Annotated in this window: 17 protein-coding genes; 12 read left to right on the top strand and 5 right to left on the bottom strand. The window is 63.2% G+C overall.

All coding sequences use genetic code 11. The features are described 5' to 3' along the window. Positions 1–2: 2 nt before the first annotated feature. From ACFQ6Y_RS07670 to ACFQ6Y_RS07660, 3 genes are all read left to right on the top strand, one after another. Positions 3–626, top strand: coding sequence for a TIGR03085 family metal-binding protein (locus tag ACFQ6Y_RS07670; RefSeq protein WP_378630714.1), 624 nt, complete (start codon positions 3–5; stop codon positions 624–626). A 124-nt stretch (positions 627–750) separates the two neighbouring features. Further along, positions 751–3,522 carry a DNA translocase FtsK gene (locus ACFQ6Y_RS07665; RefSeq protein WP_378630712.1) on the top strand — a complete coding sequence of 924 codons (2,772 nt, stop codon included), beginning with the start codon at positions 751–753 and terminating at the stop codon, positions 3,520–3,522. Between the two features lie 45 nt (positions 3,523–3,567). Then, complete coding sequence (locus ACFQ6Y_RS07660; RefSeq protein WP_378630709.1) at positions 3,568–4,548, top strand: TerC family protein; 981 nt, start codon at positions 3,568–3,570, stop codon at positions 4,546–4,548. Between the two features lie 18 nt (positions 4,549–4,566). Here the strand turns inward: ACFQ6Y_RS07660 and ACFQ6Y_RS07655 are convergent, their stop codons facing one another. Further along, positions 4,567–4,851, bottom strand: coding sequence for a YciI family protein (locus ACFQ6Y_RS07655; protein WP_378630707.1), 285 nt, complete (start codon positions 4,849–4,851; stop codon positions 4,567–4,569). Between the two features lie 57 nt (positions 4,852–4,908). Then, positions 4,909–5,433, bottom strand: coding sequence for an amino-acid N-acetyltransferase (locus ACFQ6Y_RS07650; protein WP_019748183.1), 525 nt, complete (start codon positions 5,431–5,433; stop codon positions 4,909–4,911). Positions 5,434–5,553: 120 nt separating this feature from the next. Here ACFQ6Y_RS07650 and pgsA point away from each other — a divergent pair, with 120 nt between their 5' ends. The 5 genes from pgsA (at position 5,554) to ACFQ6Y_RS07625 (ending at position 9,006) form a co-directional block, all read left to right on the top strand. After that, positions 5,554–6,195 carry a CDP-diacylglycerol--glycerol-3-phosphate 3-phosphatidyltransferase gene (pgsA, locus tag ACFQ6Y_RS07645; RefSeq protein WP_003942125.1) on the top strand — a complete coding sequence of 214 codons (642 nt, stop codon included), beginning with the start codon at positions 5,554–5,556 and terminating at the stop codon, positions 6,193–6,195. Continuing rightward, the gene (locus ACFQ6Y_RS07640; protein WP_378630704.1) at positions 6,192–6,689 is read left to right on the top strand and encodes a CinA family protein; all 498 of its coding nucleotides are present in this window, start codon (positions 6,192–6,194) and stop codon (positions 6,687–6,689) included. The genes pgsA and ACFQ6Y_RS07640 overlap by 4 nt, the downstream gene beginning before the upstream one ends. Positions 6,690–6,779: 90 nt before the next feature. Next, positions 6,780–7,160, top strand: a complete 381-nt coding sequence (locus tag ACFQ6Y_RS07635) for a helix-turn-helix domain-containing protein (protein ID WP_378630701.1) — start codon at positions 6,780–6,782, stop codon at positions 7,158–7,160. A 156-nt stretch (positions 7,161–7,316) separates the two neighbouring features. Further along, positions 7,317–8,129, top strand: a complete 813-nt coding sequence (gene pspA, locus ACFQ6Y_RS07630) for a phage shock protein PspA (protein WP_003942098.1) — start codon at positions 7,317–7,319, stop codon at positions 8,127–8,129. 31 nt (positions 8,130–8,160) lie between these two features. Further along, the gene (locus ACFQ6Y_RS07625) at positions 8,161–9,006 is read left to right on the top strand and encodes a hypothetical protein (RefSeq protein ID WP_378630698.1); all 846 of its coding nucleotides are present in this window, start codon (positions 8,161–8,163) and stop codon (positions 9,004–9,006) included. A 54-nt stretch (positions 9,007–9,060) separates the two neighbouring features. Here the strand turns inward: ACFQ6Y_RS07625 and ACFQ6Y_RS07620 are convergent, their stop codons facing one another. From ACFQ6Y_RS07620 to ACFQ6Y_RS07610, 3 genes are read right to left on the bottom strand one after another with little or no spacing between them, the layout of a single operon-like run. Next, positions 9,061–9,666 carry an energy-coupling factor transporter transmembrane component T family protein gene (locus tag ACFQ6Y_RS07620; protein WP_378630695.1) on the bottom strand — a complete coding sequence of 202 codons (606 nt, stop codon included), beginning with the start codon at positions 9,664–9,666 and terminating at the stop codon, positions 9,061–9,063. Continuing rightward, positions 9,663–10,343, bottom strand: a complete 681-nt coding sequence (locus tag ACFQ6Y_RS07615; protein WP_378630693.1) for an energy-coupling factor ABC transporter ATP-binding protein — start codon at positions 10,341–10,343, stop codon at positions 9,663–9,665. The genes ACFQ6Y_RS07620 and ACFQ6Y_RS07615 overlap by 4 nt, the downstream gene beginning before the upstream one ends. Positions 10,344–10,349: 6 nt before the next feature. Then, positions 10,350–10,946, bottom strand: coding sequence for a biotin transporter BioY (locus ACFQ6Y_RS07610; RefSeq protein WP_378533464.1), 597 nt, complete (start codon positions 10,944–10,946; stop codon positions 10,350–10,352). Positions 10,947–11,183: 237 nt separating this feature from the next. On the opposite strand from ACFQ6Y_RS07610, the gene ACFQ6Y_RS07605 reads away from it, so the two are divergent. The 4 genes from ACFQ6Y_RS07605 (at position 11,184) to ACFQ6Y_RS07590 (ending at position 14,356) form a co-directional block, all read left to right on the top strand. Beyond that, a complete protein-coding gene (locus ACFQ6Y_RS07605) occupies positions 11,184–11,360 on the top strand; it encodes a hypothetical protein (RefSeq protein ID WP_003942133.1) in 177 nt (58 codons plus the stop codon). Between the two features lie 17 nt (positions 11,361–11,377). Continuing rightward, complete coding sequence (locus tag ACFQ6Y_RS07600) at positions 11,378–12,091, top strand: PIG-L deacetylase family protein (RefSeq protein ID WP_378630691.1); 714 nt, start codon at positions 11,378–11,380, stop codon at positions 12,089–12,091. Between the two features lie 73 nt (positions 12,092–12,164). Next, a complete protein-coding gene (locus ACFQ6Y_RS07595) occupies positions 12,165–12,803 on the top strand; it encodes a TetR/AcrR family transcriptional regulator (protein ID WP_378630689.1) in 639 nt (212 codons plus the stop codon). Between the two features lie 2 nt (positions 12,804–12,805). Continuing rightward, positions 12,806–14,356: a glycerol-3-phosphate dehydrogenase/oxidase gene (locus ACFQ6Y_RS07590; protein ID WP_378630687.1), complete on the top strand. Its 1,551-nt coding sequence runs from the start codon at positions 12,806–12,808 to the stop codon at positions 14,354–14,356. Positions 14,357–14,360: the final 4 nt, after the last annotated feature.

The following is a 14,360-nucleotide window of genomic DNA, read 5'->3' as shown; positions in this document are numbered from 1 at the left end:
AGGTGACCTTCGCTCATGACGAACGACTCGCCCTGGTGGACAGCATGGTCGAATTCGGCCCCGATGCTCCGACGCTGTGTGGGGAGTGGACCAATCGTGACCTGGCAGCACATCTGATCGTCCGGGAGCGGCGTCTCGACGCCGCTCCCGGAATCATGTTCAGCCCTCTGGCCGGTCACACCGAGAGCGTGCGAAAGGCCGCAGCGGCGCGTCCGTGGGAGGACATCCTCGACGACGTTCGCAGCGGGCCGCCTCGGTGGTCGCCGATGTACTGGCTCGACGCGCAGGTCAACACCACGGAAATGTTCGTCCACCACGAAGATGTACGACGCGCACACCTGAACTGGGCGCCGCGTCCGTTGTCGGAGGGTCGGCAGGCTCAACTATGGAAGTACGCGCGGCAGATCGGCAAGATGGGCTACCGCAAAGCCGCTGTCGAGGTGATTTTGGAACTTCCGTCCGGGGAGAGCGCAGTCGTCCACAAATCCGGCTCTCGCAGTGTTGTCCTGCAGGGTGAACCTGCAGAGTTGTTGCTTCACGCTTTCGGTCGCAACGAAGTGCAGATCGAAGCAAAAGGTGAACTTGGCGACGTTCAATCGGTGATGGCACTCGATCGCAGCTTCTGATGGCCTCCTTCTACCGGAGTAGAACTCGACAGACGGGTTGTGAAGATCACGTTTCGCACTCGCGACCTGTGTTGCTGGTGTTGCGGATGGTCCAGATGGGGTCGCACAGACTAGCCTGAACTCCATGGCAGGTAAGTCGAGCGCCCGGGGATCCAGTACAAGCACGTCCACGTCCAGGGCATCGACCAGGTCGTCAGCGTCTGCGCCGAGCGCGCGGGCGACCGCAAAACCTCGCACATCGCGCACCACGCGGACCGTCTCGACTCCTCGAAATGTCACGACGTCGGCCAAAGCCGGTGGCCGCCCCGCTTCGGGGAAAGGCTCCAAGCCGGCGCCGAAGAAGTCGTCCGGTACGTCTTCGGCTTCGCGCCGACCCGTATCGAAAACGTCTCAGCGGGCCAGCCCGTTGGCGGCGGTCGGCAAGGGGATCGGCGCCGGGTGGTCCCTGGCTGCCCGCGGTGTGGGCGCCACCACGCGCACGGTCAGCAAGGTCGGCGAGATCGAAGCCGGCCATCGCCGCGACGGAATAGCGCTCGGCCTGATCGCATTCAGCGTTGTCATCGCCGGGGGAGTCTGGTTCAAGGCCGGAGGTCCGATCGGCGGTGGCATCGACACTCTCGTGCGGGCGATCTTCGGCGCGGCTTCGGCTGTGCTCCCCATCGTCGGCGTCGGCCTCGCGATCCTGTTGATGCGTACAGAACCCAAACCTGAGATCCGACCTCGACTGATCATGGGATCGCTGCTGGTCGGTCTTCCTGCACTCGGCCTGTGGCACATCATCTCCGGATCGCCGACAGACGCGACCGGCCGCTCCAACGGCGCAGGTTTTGTCGGATACGTCGTGGGAGGCCCGCTGACCAACGGCCTCACCGTCTGGCTGTCGGCGCCGCTGTTGGTCATCGCCGCCGGATTCGGAATCCTGCTTCTGACCGGAACGACTCTGCGTGAGGTTCCGAGCAAGTTCCAGTCCTTCTTCGGTGCCTCGTATCGCTCGGACGAATACGGCGACTACGGATCCGAATTCGACGAGGACGGCGAGCACCACTACGGCGAATCTGCTTACGATCCTTCGCTGTTCGACGCCGACGGCTACCCGGTCGACACCTACGTCGAGCCGCCGCTCAAACCCGCCAAGCGGACCAGCCGACGCGCGCCGATCGACAACTACCCGACGGACGAGTTCGAATCCGGAGACAAGAAGACCGAAGTACTCGGTCTGTGGAACGCCGACGAAACGGCAGAGCCCGACGAGCCCGTCGTGGCTGCGGCAGCGCCCGTCGTGGAGACGCCGGCGCCGCGCCCCAAGGTGCCGGCGCGTTCGGTCCCCATCGCCAAGCCCGTGCCGAAACCCGAACCGGAGCCGGAGGAGAAGGAACACTTCGTCACCGATCGCGTCACCGACGGCGACTACAACCTCCCACCGACGACGTTGCTGATCGAGGGTGATCCGCCCAAGCTCCGCAGTTCTGCGAACGACGCGATGATCGAAGCGATCAGCGAGGTCCTCGAACAGTTCAAGATCGACGCCGCCGTTACCGGATTCACCCGCGGACCGACAGTGACGCGGTACGAGGTCGAACTCGGACCCGGCGTGAAGGTCGAGAAGATCACTGCGCTCGCCCGCAACATCGCCTATGCGGTGGCAACCGACAACGTCCGCCTCCTCGCCCCAATTCCGGGTAAGTCCGCGGTGGGTATCGAGGTACCGAACTCCGACCGTGAAATGGTTCGCCTCGCCGACGTGCTGAACGCGCCGAGCACCCGACGCGATCACCATCCACTGGTGATCGGTCTGGGTAAGGACATCGAAGGTGACTTCGTCAGTGCGAACCTCGCGAAGATGCCCCACCTGCTCGTGGCAGGTTCGACCGGCTCGGGTAAGTCGAGCTTCGTGAACTCGATGCTCGTGTCACTGCTGACCCGGGCGACGCCGGAAGAAGTACGAATGATCCTCATCGACCCCAAGATGGTCGAGCTCACACCGTACGAAGGTATCCCGCACCTGATCACGCCGATCATCACTCAGCCCAAGAAGGCCGCGGCCGCGCTGGCCTGGTTGGTCGAGGAGATGGAACAGCGCTACCAGGACATGCAGGCCAACCGAGTGCGTCACATCGACGACTTCAACTCCAAGGTCAAGTCCGGGGAAATCACCGCGCCGCTGGGCAGCGAGCGCGTCTACCGCCCGTACCCGTACATCCTGGCGATCGTGGACGAGTTGGCCGACCTCATGATGACCGCTCCGCGCGACGTCGAAGAAGCAATCGTCCGCATCACCCAGAAAGCCCGTGCGGCCGGTATCCACCTGGTGCTGGCAACGCAGCGCCCGTCCGTCGACGTCGTCACCGGCCTGATCAAGACCAACGTGCCTTCGCGTCTGGCGTTCGCGACGTCCTCGCTCACGGACTCGCGAGTCATCCTCGATCAGCCCGGCGCCGAGAAGCTCATCGGTATGGGTGACGGCCTGTTCCTGCCCATGGGCGCCGGCAAGCCGACCCGTATGCAGGGCGCGTTCATCACCGACGAGGAAATCTCTGCGGTTGTCGACTTCGCGAAGAACCAGGCCGAGCCCGAGTACACCGAAGGTGTCACCGCACAGAAGGCCGGGGAGAAGAAGGACGTCGACCCCGACATCGGCGACGACATGGACGTCCTCTTGCAGGCCGTGGAATTGGTCATCACGAGTCAATTCGGTTCGACGTCGATGCTGCAGCGCAAGCTGCGCGTCGGGTTCGCCAAGGCCGGCCGACTCATGGATCTCATGGAAAATCGTGGTGTCGTCGGCCCCAGCGAGGGCTCGAAGGCACGCGAGGTTTTGATGAAGCCTGAGGAACTCGACGGTCTGCTGTGGTCGATTCGCGGTGGCGACCCGGACGAGGCACCCGCAGACGAGTAGCGACACCTCGGCGGACAAGCCGTCGACAGACGACCGGAGGAACCCGTGCATGTGACGCCGTTGGCTTGGGGAATCACGATCGTGGTGATCCTCGGCCTGTTCGTCTTCGACTTCTTCGCCCACGTCCGCACGCCACATGCGCCCACGTTCCGGGAGTCGGCATTCTGGTCGACGGTCTACATTTCGATAGCCATCGTCTTCGGCCTGGTCGTGATGTGGATCTGGGGTACGACGTACGGCGGTGAGTACTTCGCCGGCTACGTCACGGAAAAGGCGCTCTCGGTAGACAATCTGTTCGTCTTCGTGATCATCATGTCGACGTTCGCCGTCCCGCGAGAGTTTCAGCAGAAAGTCCTGCTGATCGGCATCGTCCTCGCGTTGGTGATGCGCGGAATCTTCATCGGAGTCGGCGCGGCCGCCATCAATGCGTACAGCTGGGTGTTCTACCTTTTCGGTGCATTTCTGATCTACACCGCGTACACGCTGATCCGCGATCACGGCCACGAGAAGGAAGCGGAGGAGAAGCGTGACAGTCGCATCATCTCGCTCGTGAAGCGGGTGCTGCCCACCACCGAGGAATACGACGGCGACAAACTGATCACCCGGATCGACGGCAAGCGCGTCGTGACGCCGTTGTTGTTGGCGCTCATCGCAATCGGGTTTGCCGACGTGCTCTTCGCGCTCGATTCGATTCCGGCGATCTACGGTCTGACGCAGGAACCGTACCTGGTGTTCACCGCCAACGCTTTCGCGCTGATGGGCCTACGACAGCTGTACTTCCTGATCGGCGGGTTGCTCGAACGACTGGTCTACCTCTCGTACGGGCTCTCGATAATTCTGGCGTTCATCGGCGTGAAACTGGTCCTGCACGCGTTGCACGAGAACACGCTCTCGTTCGTCAACGGCGGTGAACACGTCTCGGTGCCGGAAATCTCGACGGCACTCTCACTCGGAGTGATCATCGGAGTGCTCGCGGTGACAACGGTCGCGAGCCTGTTGAAGACTCGCGACCGGGCCGGGGGGTAAAGCCGGGGCCTGTGTCCGTCAGGCGCTGAACTGGCCCAGAACCGGCACCCACTCGGTGATCCGGACGTTTTCGATCAGGTCGGCGATCGCGAACGGATCGTGGGTGAAGAGAAGCGAAACGGTATCGGTGTCAGCGGCGTCGACGATGATCAGCGCGCCGTTTCCATCTGCAAACGGACCTGAAGACAACACGATCGAGCGGGAAACCAGATCGGCGAGCCACGCGCGGTGATCGCTGCGGACTTCGTCGCGCTGAGGATTCTTCTCGGGCGCATAGGTGTATTCGACGAGGAACAACGACATCGTGAACCGCTTTCGGGACGGGGATCGAGACAGGGATGTGTGAAGAGTCTGAACGGTTCAGAGAGTCAGGAGCATGCGAGTATTGCCGAGTGTGTTGGGTTTCACATAGCTCAGATCGAGGAACTCGGCGACGCCGGCGTCGTAGGAACGACACATTTCGGCATAGACCTCGGCGGTGACGGGAGTGCCGTCGATCTCCGCGAATCCGTGACGGTGGAAGAACTCGGTCTCGAACGTCAAAACGAACAGTCGTTCCAACTCCAATTCCTTGGCGACCTCGATGAGTTTGTCGACCACGTGGAAACCCGCACCCTGCCCCTTGGCCGTCGGATCGACTGCGACGGTGCGAATCTCACCCAGGTCTGCCCACAGCACATGCAGTGCGCCGCAAGCGATTACCTGGTCACCCCGCTCAGCGACCCAGAACTCCTGGACAGCCTCGTACAGTGTCACGAGATTCTTCTCGAGCAGGATCTTGCCGGCGTAGATGTCGATCAGGCGCTTGATTTCGGGGATGTCCGACGTTCGCGCGCGACGCACGATCAACTGGCTCTCGGTATAGGTCGGCGCGGTCGAAGTCATGTGGTGCACATTAGTCAATGGCCCTACCGATATTCTAAGTCGCGTGCCTGTCCGCCCCACGCAATTCCCGCGCCGCTCGGCTGTATCCCGGGTTCGGCTCACCGCCCGTGCGGTGATCCGATGAGTACCCCGCGCGATCAGACCGACGCCCATCGCGCCGCCGTCGGTCCGTCCGACGGCACACCTGTCGCGGACAACCCGGTTCCGTTGCTGAACATCGCGAACATTCTCACGATGGTGCGAATGGTTCTCGTTCCGGTGTTTCTCGTTGTTCTGTTCGTCGACGGCGGACACTCGACGTGGTGGCGTCTCGGAGCGATGGGCGTGTTCATCGTCGCCGCGATCACGGATCGGATCGACGGCCAATTGGCTCGGAAGTACGGTCTGGTCACCGATTTCGGGAAACTCATGGACCCGATCGCGGACAAGGCCTTGATCGGAGCCGCGCTCATCGGGCTCTCGGTTCTCGGCGATCTGTCGTGGTGGGTTACCGGAGTGATCATCGCCCGAGAACTCGGAATCACGCTGTTGCGGTTCGCGGTCCTGCGGCACGCGGTCATCCCGGCAGGCAAGGGTGGCAAGCTCAAGACGCTCGTACAGGCCGTCGCGATCGGTTTCTACCTCTGCCCGCTGCCGAGCAGTTGGGACATCGTCAGCGGACTGCTGATGGCTGCTGCCGTCGTACTGACGGTGGCGACGGGAATCGAATACATCGTGCAGGCGATCAGGCTTCGCGCCGGAGTTCGCGCAGTCGAGTCATGACCGACCCGCTGCTCGGACTCGGAGTGGTCGAACTCGTCGACGCCCTCGCCGCCGCGAGGCAGACTGTCGCCGCCGCTGAATCTTTGACGGCCGGATTGTTCACGGCTGCGGTCGCGTCGGTGCCAGGGTCGAGCGCGGTGCTGCGTGGGGGCCTGGTCGTGTATGCGACCGACCTGAAAGCAACGCTGGCGGGCGTGGATCCCGAGCGCCTGGCGTCGGACGGCCCCGTGTCCGAGAGCACCGCCGTGGCCTTGGCGCTCGGCGCCCAGACGAGGTGCAGTGCCGACTGGGGTATCGGACTGACCGGAGTTGCCGGTCCGAGCGAGCAGGACGGACACCCGGTCGGAACGGTGTTTCTCGGGATCGCCGGCCCGGACGGAACCGAATGCGTACCGCTCGCGCTCGGCGGCGAACGGTGGGAGATTCGGACAACGGCAGTCGCGACTGCCGTGTCGCGGTTGCGTGATCGTGTCGTAGCGCGTGCGGCACGATAGGCTCGGGAACCAATCGGATGTGTTCGGACGTTGACGATTGTGAAGACGTACGACCATGCACGATGAGGTCACGGATGAAGGAGGAGCGAGATGGCGCTGCTATTGCGTGAGGCAATCGGTGACAGTCTCCGGCGTACGCGCGTTTCGCAGAGCCGCACGCTACGTGAGGTGTCGAACAGCGCGCGTGTGAGCTTGGGCTATCTGTCCGAAGTGGAACGTGGACGTAAGGAAGCATCGAGCGAACTGTTGGCAGCGATCTGTGATGCGCTCGCAGTCCCGCTGTCCGACGTGCTGGTCGATGTGAGCGAGACCTTGGCCACCAAGAAGAGCTCTCCGGTAGCTGATCGACAGGTCACCGAACCTGCCGTGTCGGCATCCGGCACTGTCTCGGCATCCGGTTCGCCGACTATCGCACGCGACACTCGCGTCGTGATTCCGGCACCGAACGCTCGAAGGTTGGCGGCGGCGTAGCCACTACCGGCCGTAACCGATAGATTTTGTACGTAACCGCCGGTTTCCAGCAGGTGGGGTCAGAGCAGATAGGGCGCAGCCCTTGTTTCGGTGCGCGACGGTCGCGCTCCGGGTCGCGTTCGGCGCGGCGCATCAGATGGAGGCAGGATCAAACCAATGGCTAATCCTTTCGTCAAGGGCTGGAAGTACCTGATGGCGCTCTTCAATTCGAAGATCGATGAGAAGGCAGATCCAAAGGTTCAGATTCAGCAGGCGATCGAGGACGCACAGCGCCAGCATCAGGCGTTGTCCCAGCAGGCTGCGTCGGTGATCGGTAATCAGCGTCAACTCGAGATGAAGCTCAGCCGTCAGCTCGACGAGGTCGAGAAGCTCAACGCCAACGCGCGCCAAGCCGTCAATCTTGCCGATCAGGCTGCTGCTGCCGGCGACAACGACAAGGCGATCCAGTACACCAACGCCGCCGAGGCTTTTGCGGCTCAGTTGGTGACGGCCGAGCAGGGCGTCGAGGATCTGAAGGCACTGCACGACCAGTCCTTGCAGGCAGCCGCTCAGGCCAAGAAGGCCGTCGAGCAGAACGCGATGACCCTGCAGGCAAAGGTTGCCGAGCGCACCAAGCTGCTCAGCCAGCTCGAGCAGGCCAAGATGCAGGAGCGCGTGAGCGAGTCGCTTCGTTCCATGGACAGCACGCTGTCGGCTCCCGGCAACACACCCAGCCTCGATGCTGTGCGCGACAAGATCGAGCGCCGCTACGCTGACGCACTCGGCTCGGCCGAGCTCGCCCAGAACTCCGTCCAGGGCCGCATGATGGAGGTCCAGCAGGCCTCGGTTCAGATGGCAGGGCACAGCCGCCTCGAGCAGATTCGTGCGTCCATGAAGGGCGAGGCACTGCCTTCCGGCGGTGCAGCAGCCACTCCCGCGACTCCGTCCGTCGAGAAGCAGCCCCCGGCTGCCGGTCAGACCGGGCAGTAGCCGAATTCTCGATGTCGGCAGTGATGCTCTGATGTTTTCTTCGCGAGACGGTCGATCTGGGCGTGAGCCCCGGTCGGCCGTTCCCGTTTCCGTATCCGGCGCTTTCGGAGCGTTGGGACGTACCGCGGACACATTGCGCGAGGTCGGTCTGTCTGCGGCGGATGCCGCTCGTCGGTGGCAGGATCCGCGTGCCAAGTTCGAGCGCAAACGTGCCCGTGCGCGTCGGCGCGCGCAGCGATGGGGATTCATGTCCGGCGGTTCAGTGGTCGGCACTGCCGGCCTCGCGGTTGCGGCGGCTCCCGAGTGGTCGGTGGTCGTGGCGGGCGGGGGAGCGGCACTGTTCGCGGTTCCCGCCGTCATCGCGGTCGGCCGTTACCGTTCGATGAGCTCCGGCCCTCCGCCGTCGGCGCCGATTCGCAGACGATTGCCACCGTCGTCGTCTCGCGCGTTCATCCCGATGTCTCGCCTCATCGGTGCCGAGACGTCGCTGTTCGAGATTTTGAGTGTTCTCAGGCGCGCCGACACCATCGACCCCGGTGAGCTGGACGAAATCACCGTCACCGCCGATTCGGCACTCAGAGCGATGTTTGCAGTGTCTTCGGACGTGGTCGCGATGGAACGTGCGGTGGCTGCTACGCCCAAGGTGACTGAGCCTCTTGATCCCACCATCGACGGTGCAGTTCGTGAGTTGCAGTCGGGGTTGGATCAGTACGAGGATCTGGTGACCTCGGCCGCTGCTCTGACTGCGCCTCACAGCCCTTCGGCGCTGGTGGGATTCAACCGAGAACTCTCGGCGCTGCACGCGGCCGCCGAGCGACTTTCGGCGCTTGCCGACGCCATCGGCGAGGTGGACGACATCACCCGCAAGTACAACTGACAGTTCCCGGTCTGATCGGTGCTCGGTCTGATCAGTGCACAGTCTGATCGGCGCTCAGTCGTCGGCGCCGCGGGCTGCCAATGCTTCACCCATCGCATCTGCGGTCATCAGGGTGCCGACGATGACCGGCACTGCGAAGGAACGCAGCGAGAAGCCGAGCCCTCGTGCCTTGCGTGCCTCGGACACCTGTGTGATGACCTCGAACATCAGCGGAATGCACCGCATCGTCATTGCCAGGAGCAAGGCGATCCGTTCGGGATTGACGCCGAAGCGTCGCAAGGGTGTCAGGAATCTGGTGATCGCGTCGAGCATCTCGGAGATCCGCGTGGTCAGACCCATGATCGCCGCCAAGGCGATCGAGATGATCAGGACGCCGCACACGACGGCCGCTCGCTGCCACCCCGCGACCACCAGCTGGAACGCGCCGATGAACAGCAACATCCACAGTGCGGGTCGCAGCTGCCGGATCGCCGTCATCGGCGGGATGCGCGCAATGACGTACAGGGCGATGACGACGATCGCGGGAGCTGCGAGTTGCCACGGCTCACGTACGAAGATCGAGACGGCCAGGATCGCCACGATCAATGCGAGGAGCTTGATCCCCGTCGGCATCCGGTGCAGGAGCGATGTGCCCGGCCGGTAGACGCCGAGAGTGGTCACGAGACCAACGCCCGGTAATGGCCGATCGAGTCGGCGGGGGAGCCGTCGGCGACGACACGGCCTTGGTCGACAACCAACACCCGTTCGAATGATTCGAGGAGGTCGAGTTGGTGGGTCACGACGATCAGTTGTTGATCGAGTGACTCGAACACCGAGCTGATGAGTCGCGAGTTGCGAAGATCGAGGAGCGTGGTGGGCTCGTCGGCGACGAGTACGTTCGGCTCTGTCACCATGATGGCCGCGAGCGCGAGTAGCTGCTTCTGCCCACCGGAAAGCTGGTGAGTGGGATGGTCGGCGTGCCCGGCGAGACCGTAGCGCTGCAGGACCGAGCTGACCTTCGCGGCGCGCTCGGTTTTACCCAAACCGCTACGGCGGAGCGAGAATTCGATGTCCTCGGCCACCGTCGGCATCACGATCTGATGGTTGGGATCGGTGAAGACGAACCCGACCTGCTTGCGTACGTCGCGGCCCTTCTTCGCGGTATCCAGGCCGTTCACCTGGACGCGCCCTTCGGTTGGAACGACCAGGCCGTTGATCATGCGAGCGAGGGTCGACTTGCCGCTTCCGTTTGCACCCACGATCCCGATTCGCTGCTCGCTCAGTCGCAGATTTATCTGCTGCAGGACTGTTCGTTCACCGAAGCTGTGGCCGACGTTCTCGAAGACGATCTCACTCATCGGAGATTAATTCGCCACCACGGTCTTGGTGGACGAGATCACCGAATCACGCAGCAGTGCCGGATATGCGCGATGGACCTGGGACGCGACGAGCGCGGTGACCACTGCCTTTGCCGCGTCGAGAGGAATGAAGGCAGCGTTGGCCGACCAGGCGGCTACGAAGCTCATGTGTCCGCGGACCATCATTCCGACGATGCCGAAGGCGTAGAGGATGACAACCCCGCCGAGGAGGTTGATGCCGATGCCCGCGATGATCCGGTACTTGGGCAGCATCTTTGCAGTCAGCCACCCGATGACGAATGCCGTCGGGATCCAACCGATGAGGAATCCGGCCGTCGGGCTCGAAAGAGACACGAGTGCGGTGCGACCGCCGGCAAGGACCGGTAGTCCCACCAATCCCAGGGCGATGACCGTCAGGACGGCGAGAACACCCTTGCGCGGTCCGAGCAGAGCGCCGGCCATCATGACGCCCATGGACTGAAGTGTGATCGGTACACCGGAGATGCCGATGTTGATCGACCCGGGTAGGCCCAGCGCGATGATGAGTGCGGCGAAGACGGCTACATGCGCGAGATCGCGAGCGGGGAAACGGGTCGTAGACACTGCGGACGTGCTCCTTCGGCGTACGGGATGGAACTTCGCGAGTTTACGCCAGTCGCACGCTGCAGTGGGTTGGACACCTGACCTGCGTGAGGTGCGGTCTCGGGGTGAACCCTGATCTTTACCTGAACTTGCCGCTGAGCTGCTGCTTTGTCGCGCCAGACCTGTCAGGCTGGTTCTACGGACGACGCAGCACTTGTCCGATTCGACTGATTATTCAATGGCCCATTGGAGGCAAGCATGTTTTGGAAGATCGTTTTGGCCGTCGTACTGGTGTGGGTTGCACTCGCGGTGGTCGGCGCCCTGATCAAAGGGCTTTTCTGGGTTCTGGTGGTCGGCGCGGTCGGCTTCGGAATCTACTTCCTGGTGAAGGCGATGTCGGGAAGTGACGACAATTCGCCCGCTTCGCGATTCTGACAGGCAAGATCGGCCCTATGGAAAACTTCCCCGAGGACTGGCAGCGCGCGATTGTCATCGTTGCGCATCCCGACGACATCGAATACGGCGCAGCCGCGGCGGTGGCGCAGTGGACGGATCGCGGCAAGGACGTCCGATACGTGCTGGCCACGCGAGGTGAGGCCGGAATCGCTGGTCTGTCGCCCGCGGAGTCCGGCCCGGTCCGTGAGGAAGAAGAGCGCCGCTCGGCCGCGATCGTCGGTGTCAGTGAGGTGGAGTTCCTCGGACTACCCGACGGCCGTCTCGTGGAAGGCCTGGAGTTGCGCTCGACTCTTGCCGCTGCAATTCGTCGCCACCGTCCGGAGTTGGTGGTCACGATGAACTTCTCGCACACCTGGGGGCCCGGCTACCTCAACAGTGCGGATCACCGCGCGCTCGGGATCAGCGTCCTGGATGCAACTGCCGACGCAGCAAACGAATGGATCTTTCCGTCATTGACGGCTCAGGGGTTGGCGCCGTGGTCCGGCGTTCGGTGGGTCGCGGTGAACACGATGACTCCCACGCACTCCGTCGACGTGACGTCGACGGTCGATCGCGCCGTGGATTCGCTCGCGGAACACGCACGCTATCTGGCGGCATTGAGTTCTGTGCCGATCCGGGAACAGGCCCGCGCACAGATAGATATGGTCAGCGGACCGAAGCCTGGGTTTGATGCCGAGCGCGCAGTTGGTTTCGAGTTGTACTATTTCTGATGAGCTTTGAGCGAGAAAAGTCGCAAGTCCCGACGGGATTGCCGGTGACTTGTCCGGTATTGTGTTACACACGATGGTAATCCGTAACGCAGATGACCCAATTGCCCCTCGCAAGGCCGACGGTCAGCGCATCCCCAGCCGCGAGATCGACGACGTGATTCTCGACGCCGCAAGATCGTGTGTCCTCGATTTCGGAATGCAGCGAACCACACTTGCCGAGATCTCCCGTCGAGCCGGCGTCAGCCGACCTACGGTCTACCGGCGTTGGCCGGACACGCGGGCCGTGGTCGCGGACCTGCTCACGCGGGAGATCCGATCGGTGCTGCCCGAGGTGACCTTCACCGGGTCTGCGGGCACGTTGCTCGTGGAGGCGATCGGTGACGTCGTCGGCCAGATCCGCGACCATCCGCTCTTCGTGAAAATTCGGCAAGCCGATCAAGAGTTGCTGACCACGTACATCGTGGACCGACTCGGCGCGAGCCAGAAGTCGATTCTCGAGCTGATCACCTCCGTCGTCGCGGCCGGTCAACAGGACGGTTCGATTCGTGAGGGAAGCGTCACCGAGATCGCGGCGATGGTTCTACTGATGGCACAGTCCGTTGTCATCTCCGCACCGACTCTCGAGGCTGAGCTTTCTTCCGACGCGTCTGTCGAACAACTTCGATATGCGGTCGCTGCGTACCTGGCACCTGTCAAGAATTCGGGAGAATAGCTGTGAGCCCCCTAGGTTCAGCAGGCAGTGATTCAGCAAGCGGTGATTCAGCGCTCAATGCACAGCGGCGTACTCGTGAGCTCGAGCAGTTGGCGAACGGCGATTCGGTCGACGTCCTGGTTATCGGTGGCGGAATCACGGGCGTCGGTGTTGCTCTCGATGCCGTGACTCGTGGGCTGAGTGTTGCGCTGGTCGAAAAGCACGACCTCGCGTTCGGCACCAGCCGTTGGAGTTCGAAACTGGCGCACGGCGGCCTTCGGTACCTTGCTTCCGGCAATGTCGGCATCGCCCGTGAAAGTGCGGTCGAGCGCGGAATTCTCATGACGCGCACCGCGCCGCACCTGGTTCGCGCCATGCCTCAACTCGTACCGCTGTTGCCGGAGACGTCGTTCTTCGGAAAGGCCCTGGTGCGTACCGGTTTCCTGGCCGGTGACGCTCTGCGCATGTCGGCGCGAACCCCGGCGTCGGTACTACCCAGATCACGGACGGTCAGTGCTGCTCGCGCTCGCGAATTGGCCCCTGCGGTCAAGCAAGAGAATCTACGCGGCGCCTTGACTGCGTTCGACGGGCAGCTCATCGACGACGCCCGTCTTGTCGTCGGCATCGCGCGAACCGCGGCGTCCCACGGCGCGCGAATCCTGACCAGGGTCGGTGCGTACGACGTATCCGGAACATCGGCCACCTTGCGCGACGAGTTGACCGGGTCCGAGTTCTTGATGCGTGCCCGCGTCGTGATCAATGCGACCGGTGTATGGGCTGATCAGGTCGACTCCAGCATCACTCTTCGCCCCAGCCGCGGAACGCACCTGGTGCTCGACGCGGCGCGATTGGGGAACCCCACTGCAGCACTGACGGTGCCGATTCCCGGCGAGACCAACCGTTTCGTCTTCGCCCTGCCCGCGCAGCTCGGCCGGATCTACCTCGGGTTGACCGACGAAGCAGCGCCGGGACCGGTGCCCGACGTACCGACGGCGTCCGAGGACGAGATCGACTTCCTGCTCGACACCGTGAACACGGCGTTGGAAGTTCCGCTGACCCGTGGGGACGTCTTGGGGACCTTCGCGGGTCTGCGTCCGCTGCTGGACACCGGTGAAGGCTCGACTGCCGACCTCTCCCGCAATCACGCTGTTGTTCGTTCGGCTTCGGGCTTGGTCACGGTGGTGGGCGGCAAGCTCACGACGTACCGCAAGATGGCCGAAGACGCCGTCGACGCTGCGATCGAGGCCGGCTCGCTGAATGCCGGTGCGTGTCGGACACGCTCGTTGCCGCTGGTAGGTGCTGCATCGGCGGCGGATTTGAAAAAGATCAAGGCTCCCGCCTCCCTAGTGGCGCGATACGGCACCGAAGCGGAGTTCGTTGCCTCCGCGAGCAGTGATCGTCTTCGGCCGGTTGCGGACTTGGAGATATGCGGCGCCGAGTTCGATTTCGCCGTATCGCACGAAGGTGCCCTCGATGTCGACGACGTCCTTGATCGCAGGACCAGAATCGGATTGGTGGCTTCGGATCGCGAACGCGCACTGGGTGCGGCGGAACAGGCGTTTCACTCGGTGTGACACT

Origin of the sequence: Rhodococcus sp. NPDC056516 (genome assembly GCF_042794655.1) — a bacterium.
In the GTDB taxonomy this organism is placed as follows: Bacteria; Actinomycetota; Actinomycetes; order Mycobacteriales; family Mycobacteriaceae; genus Rhodococcus_F.
This window is presented reverse-complemented; position numbering and strand designations above follow the sequence as displayed.

What these genes read in the sequence shown, in the direction of transcription:
- ACFQ6Y_RS07625 (WP_378630698.1), top strand. Translation starts at nt 8,161, where the DNA reads ATGTTTTCTTCGCGAGACGGTCGATCTGGGCGTGAGCCCCGGTCGGCC.
- pgsA (WP_003942125.1), top strand. Translation starts at nt 5,554, where the DNA reads ATGAGTACCCCGCGCGATCAGACCGACGCCCATCGCGCCGCCGTCGGT.
- ACFQ6Y_RS07665 (WP_378630712.1), top strand. Translation starts at nt 751, where the DNA reads ATGGCAGGTAAGTCGAGCGCCCGGGGATCCAGTACAAGCACGTCCACG.
- ACFQ6Y_RS07635 (WP_378630701.1), top strand. Translation starts at nt 6,780, where the DNA reads ATGGCGCTGCTATTGCGTGAGGCAATCGGTGACAGTCTCCGGCGTACG.
- ACFQ6Y_RS07640 (WP_378630704.1), top strand. Translation starts at nt 6,192, where the DNA reads ATGACCGACCCGCTGCTCGGACTCGGAGTGGTCGAACTCGTCGACGCC.
- ACFQ6Y_RS07605 (WP_003942133.1), top strand. Translation starts at nt 11,184, where the DNA reads ATGTTTTGGAAGATCGTTTTGGCCGTCGTACTGGTGTGGGTTGCACTC.
- ACFQ6Y_RS07655 (WP_378630707.1), bottom strand. Translation starts at nt 4,851, where the DNA reads ATGTCGTTGTTCCTCGTCGAATACACCTATGCGCCCGAGAAGAATCCT.
- ACFQ6Y_RS07595 (WP_378630689.1), top strand. Translation starts at nt 12,165, where the DNA reads ATGGTAATCCGTAACGCAGATGACCCAATTGCCCCTCGCAAGGCCGAC.
- ACFQ6Y_RS07600 (WP_378630691.1), top strand. Translation starts at nt 11,378, where the DNA reads ATGGAAAACTTCCCCGAGGACTGGCAGCGCGCGATTGTCATCGTTGCG.
- ACFQ6Y_RS07615 (WP_378630693.1), bottom strand. Translation starts at nt 10,343, where the DNA reads ATGAGTGAGATCGTCTTCGAGAACGTCGGCCACAGCTTCGGTGAACGA.
- pspA (WP_003942098.1), top strand. Translation starts at nt 7,317, where the DNA reads ATGGCTAATCCTTTCGTCAAGGGCTGGAAGTACCTGATGGCGCTCTTC.
- ACFQ6Y_RS07650 (WP_019748183.1), bottom strand. Translation starts at nt 5,433, where the DNA reads ATGACTTCGACCGCGCCGACCTATACCGAGAGCCAGTTGATCGTGCGT.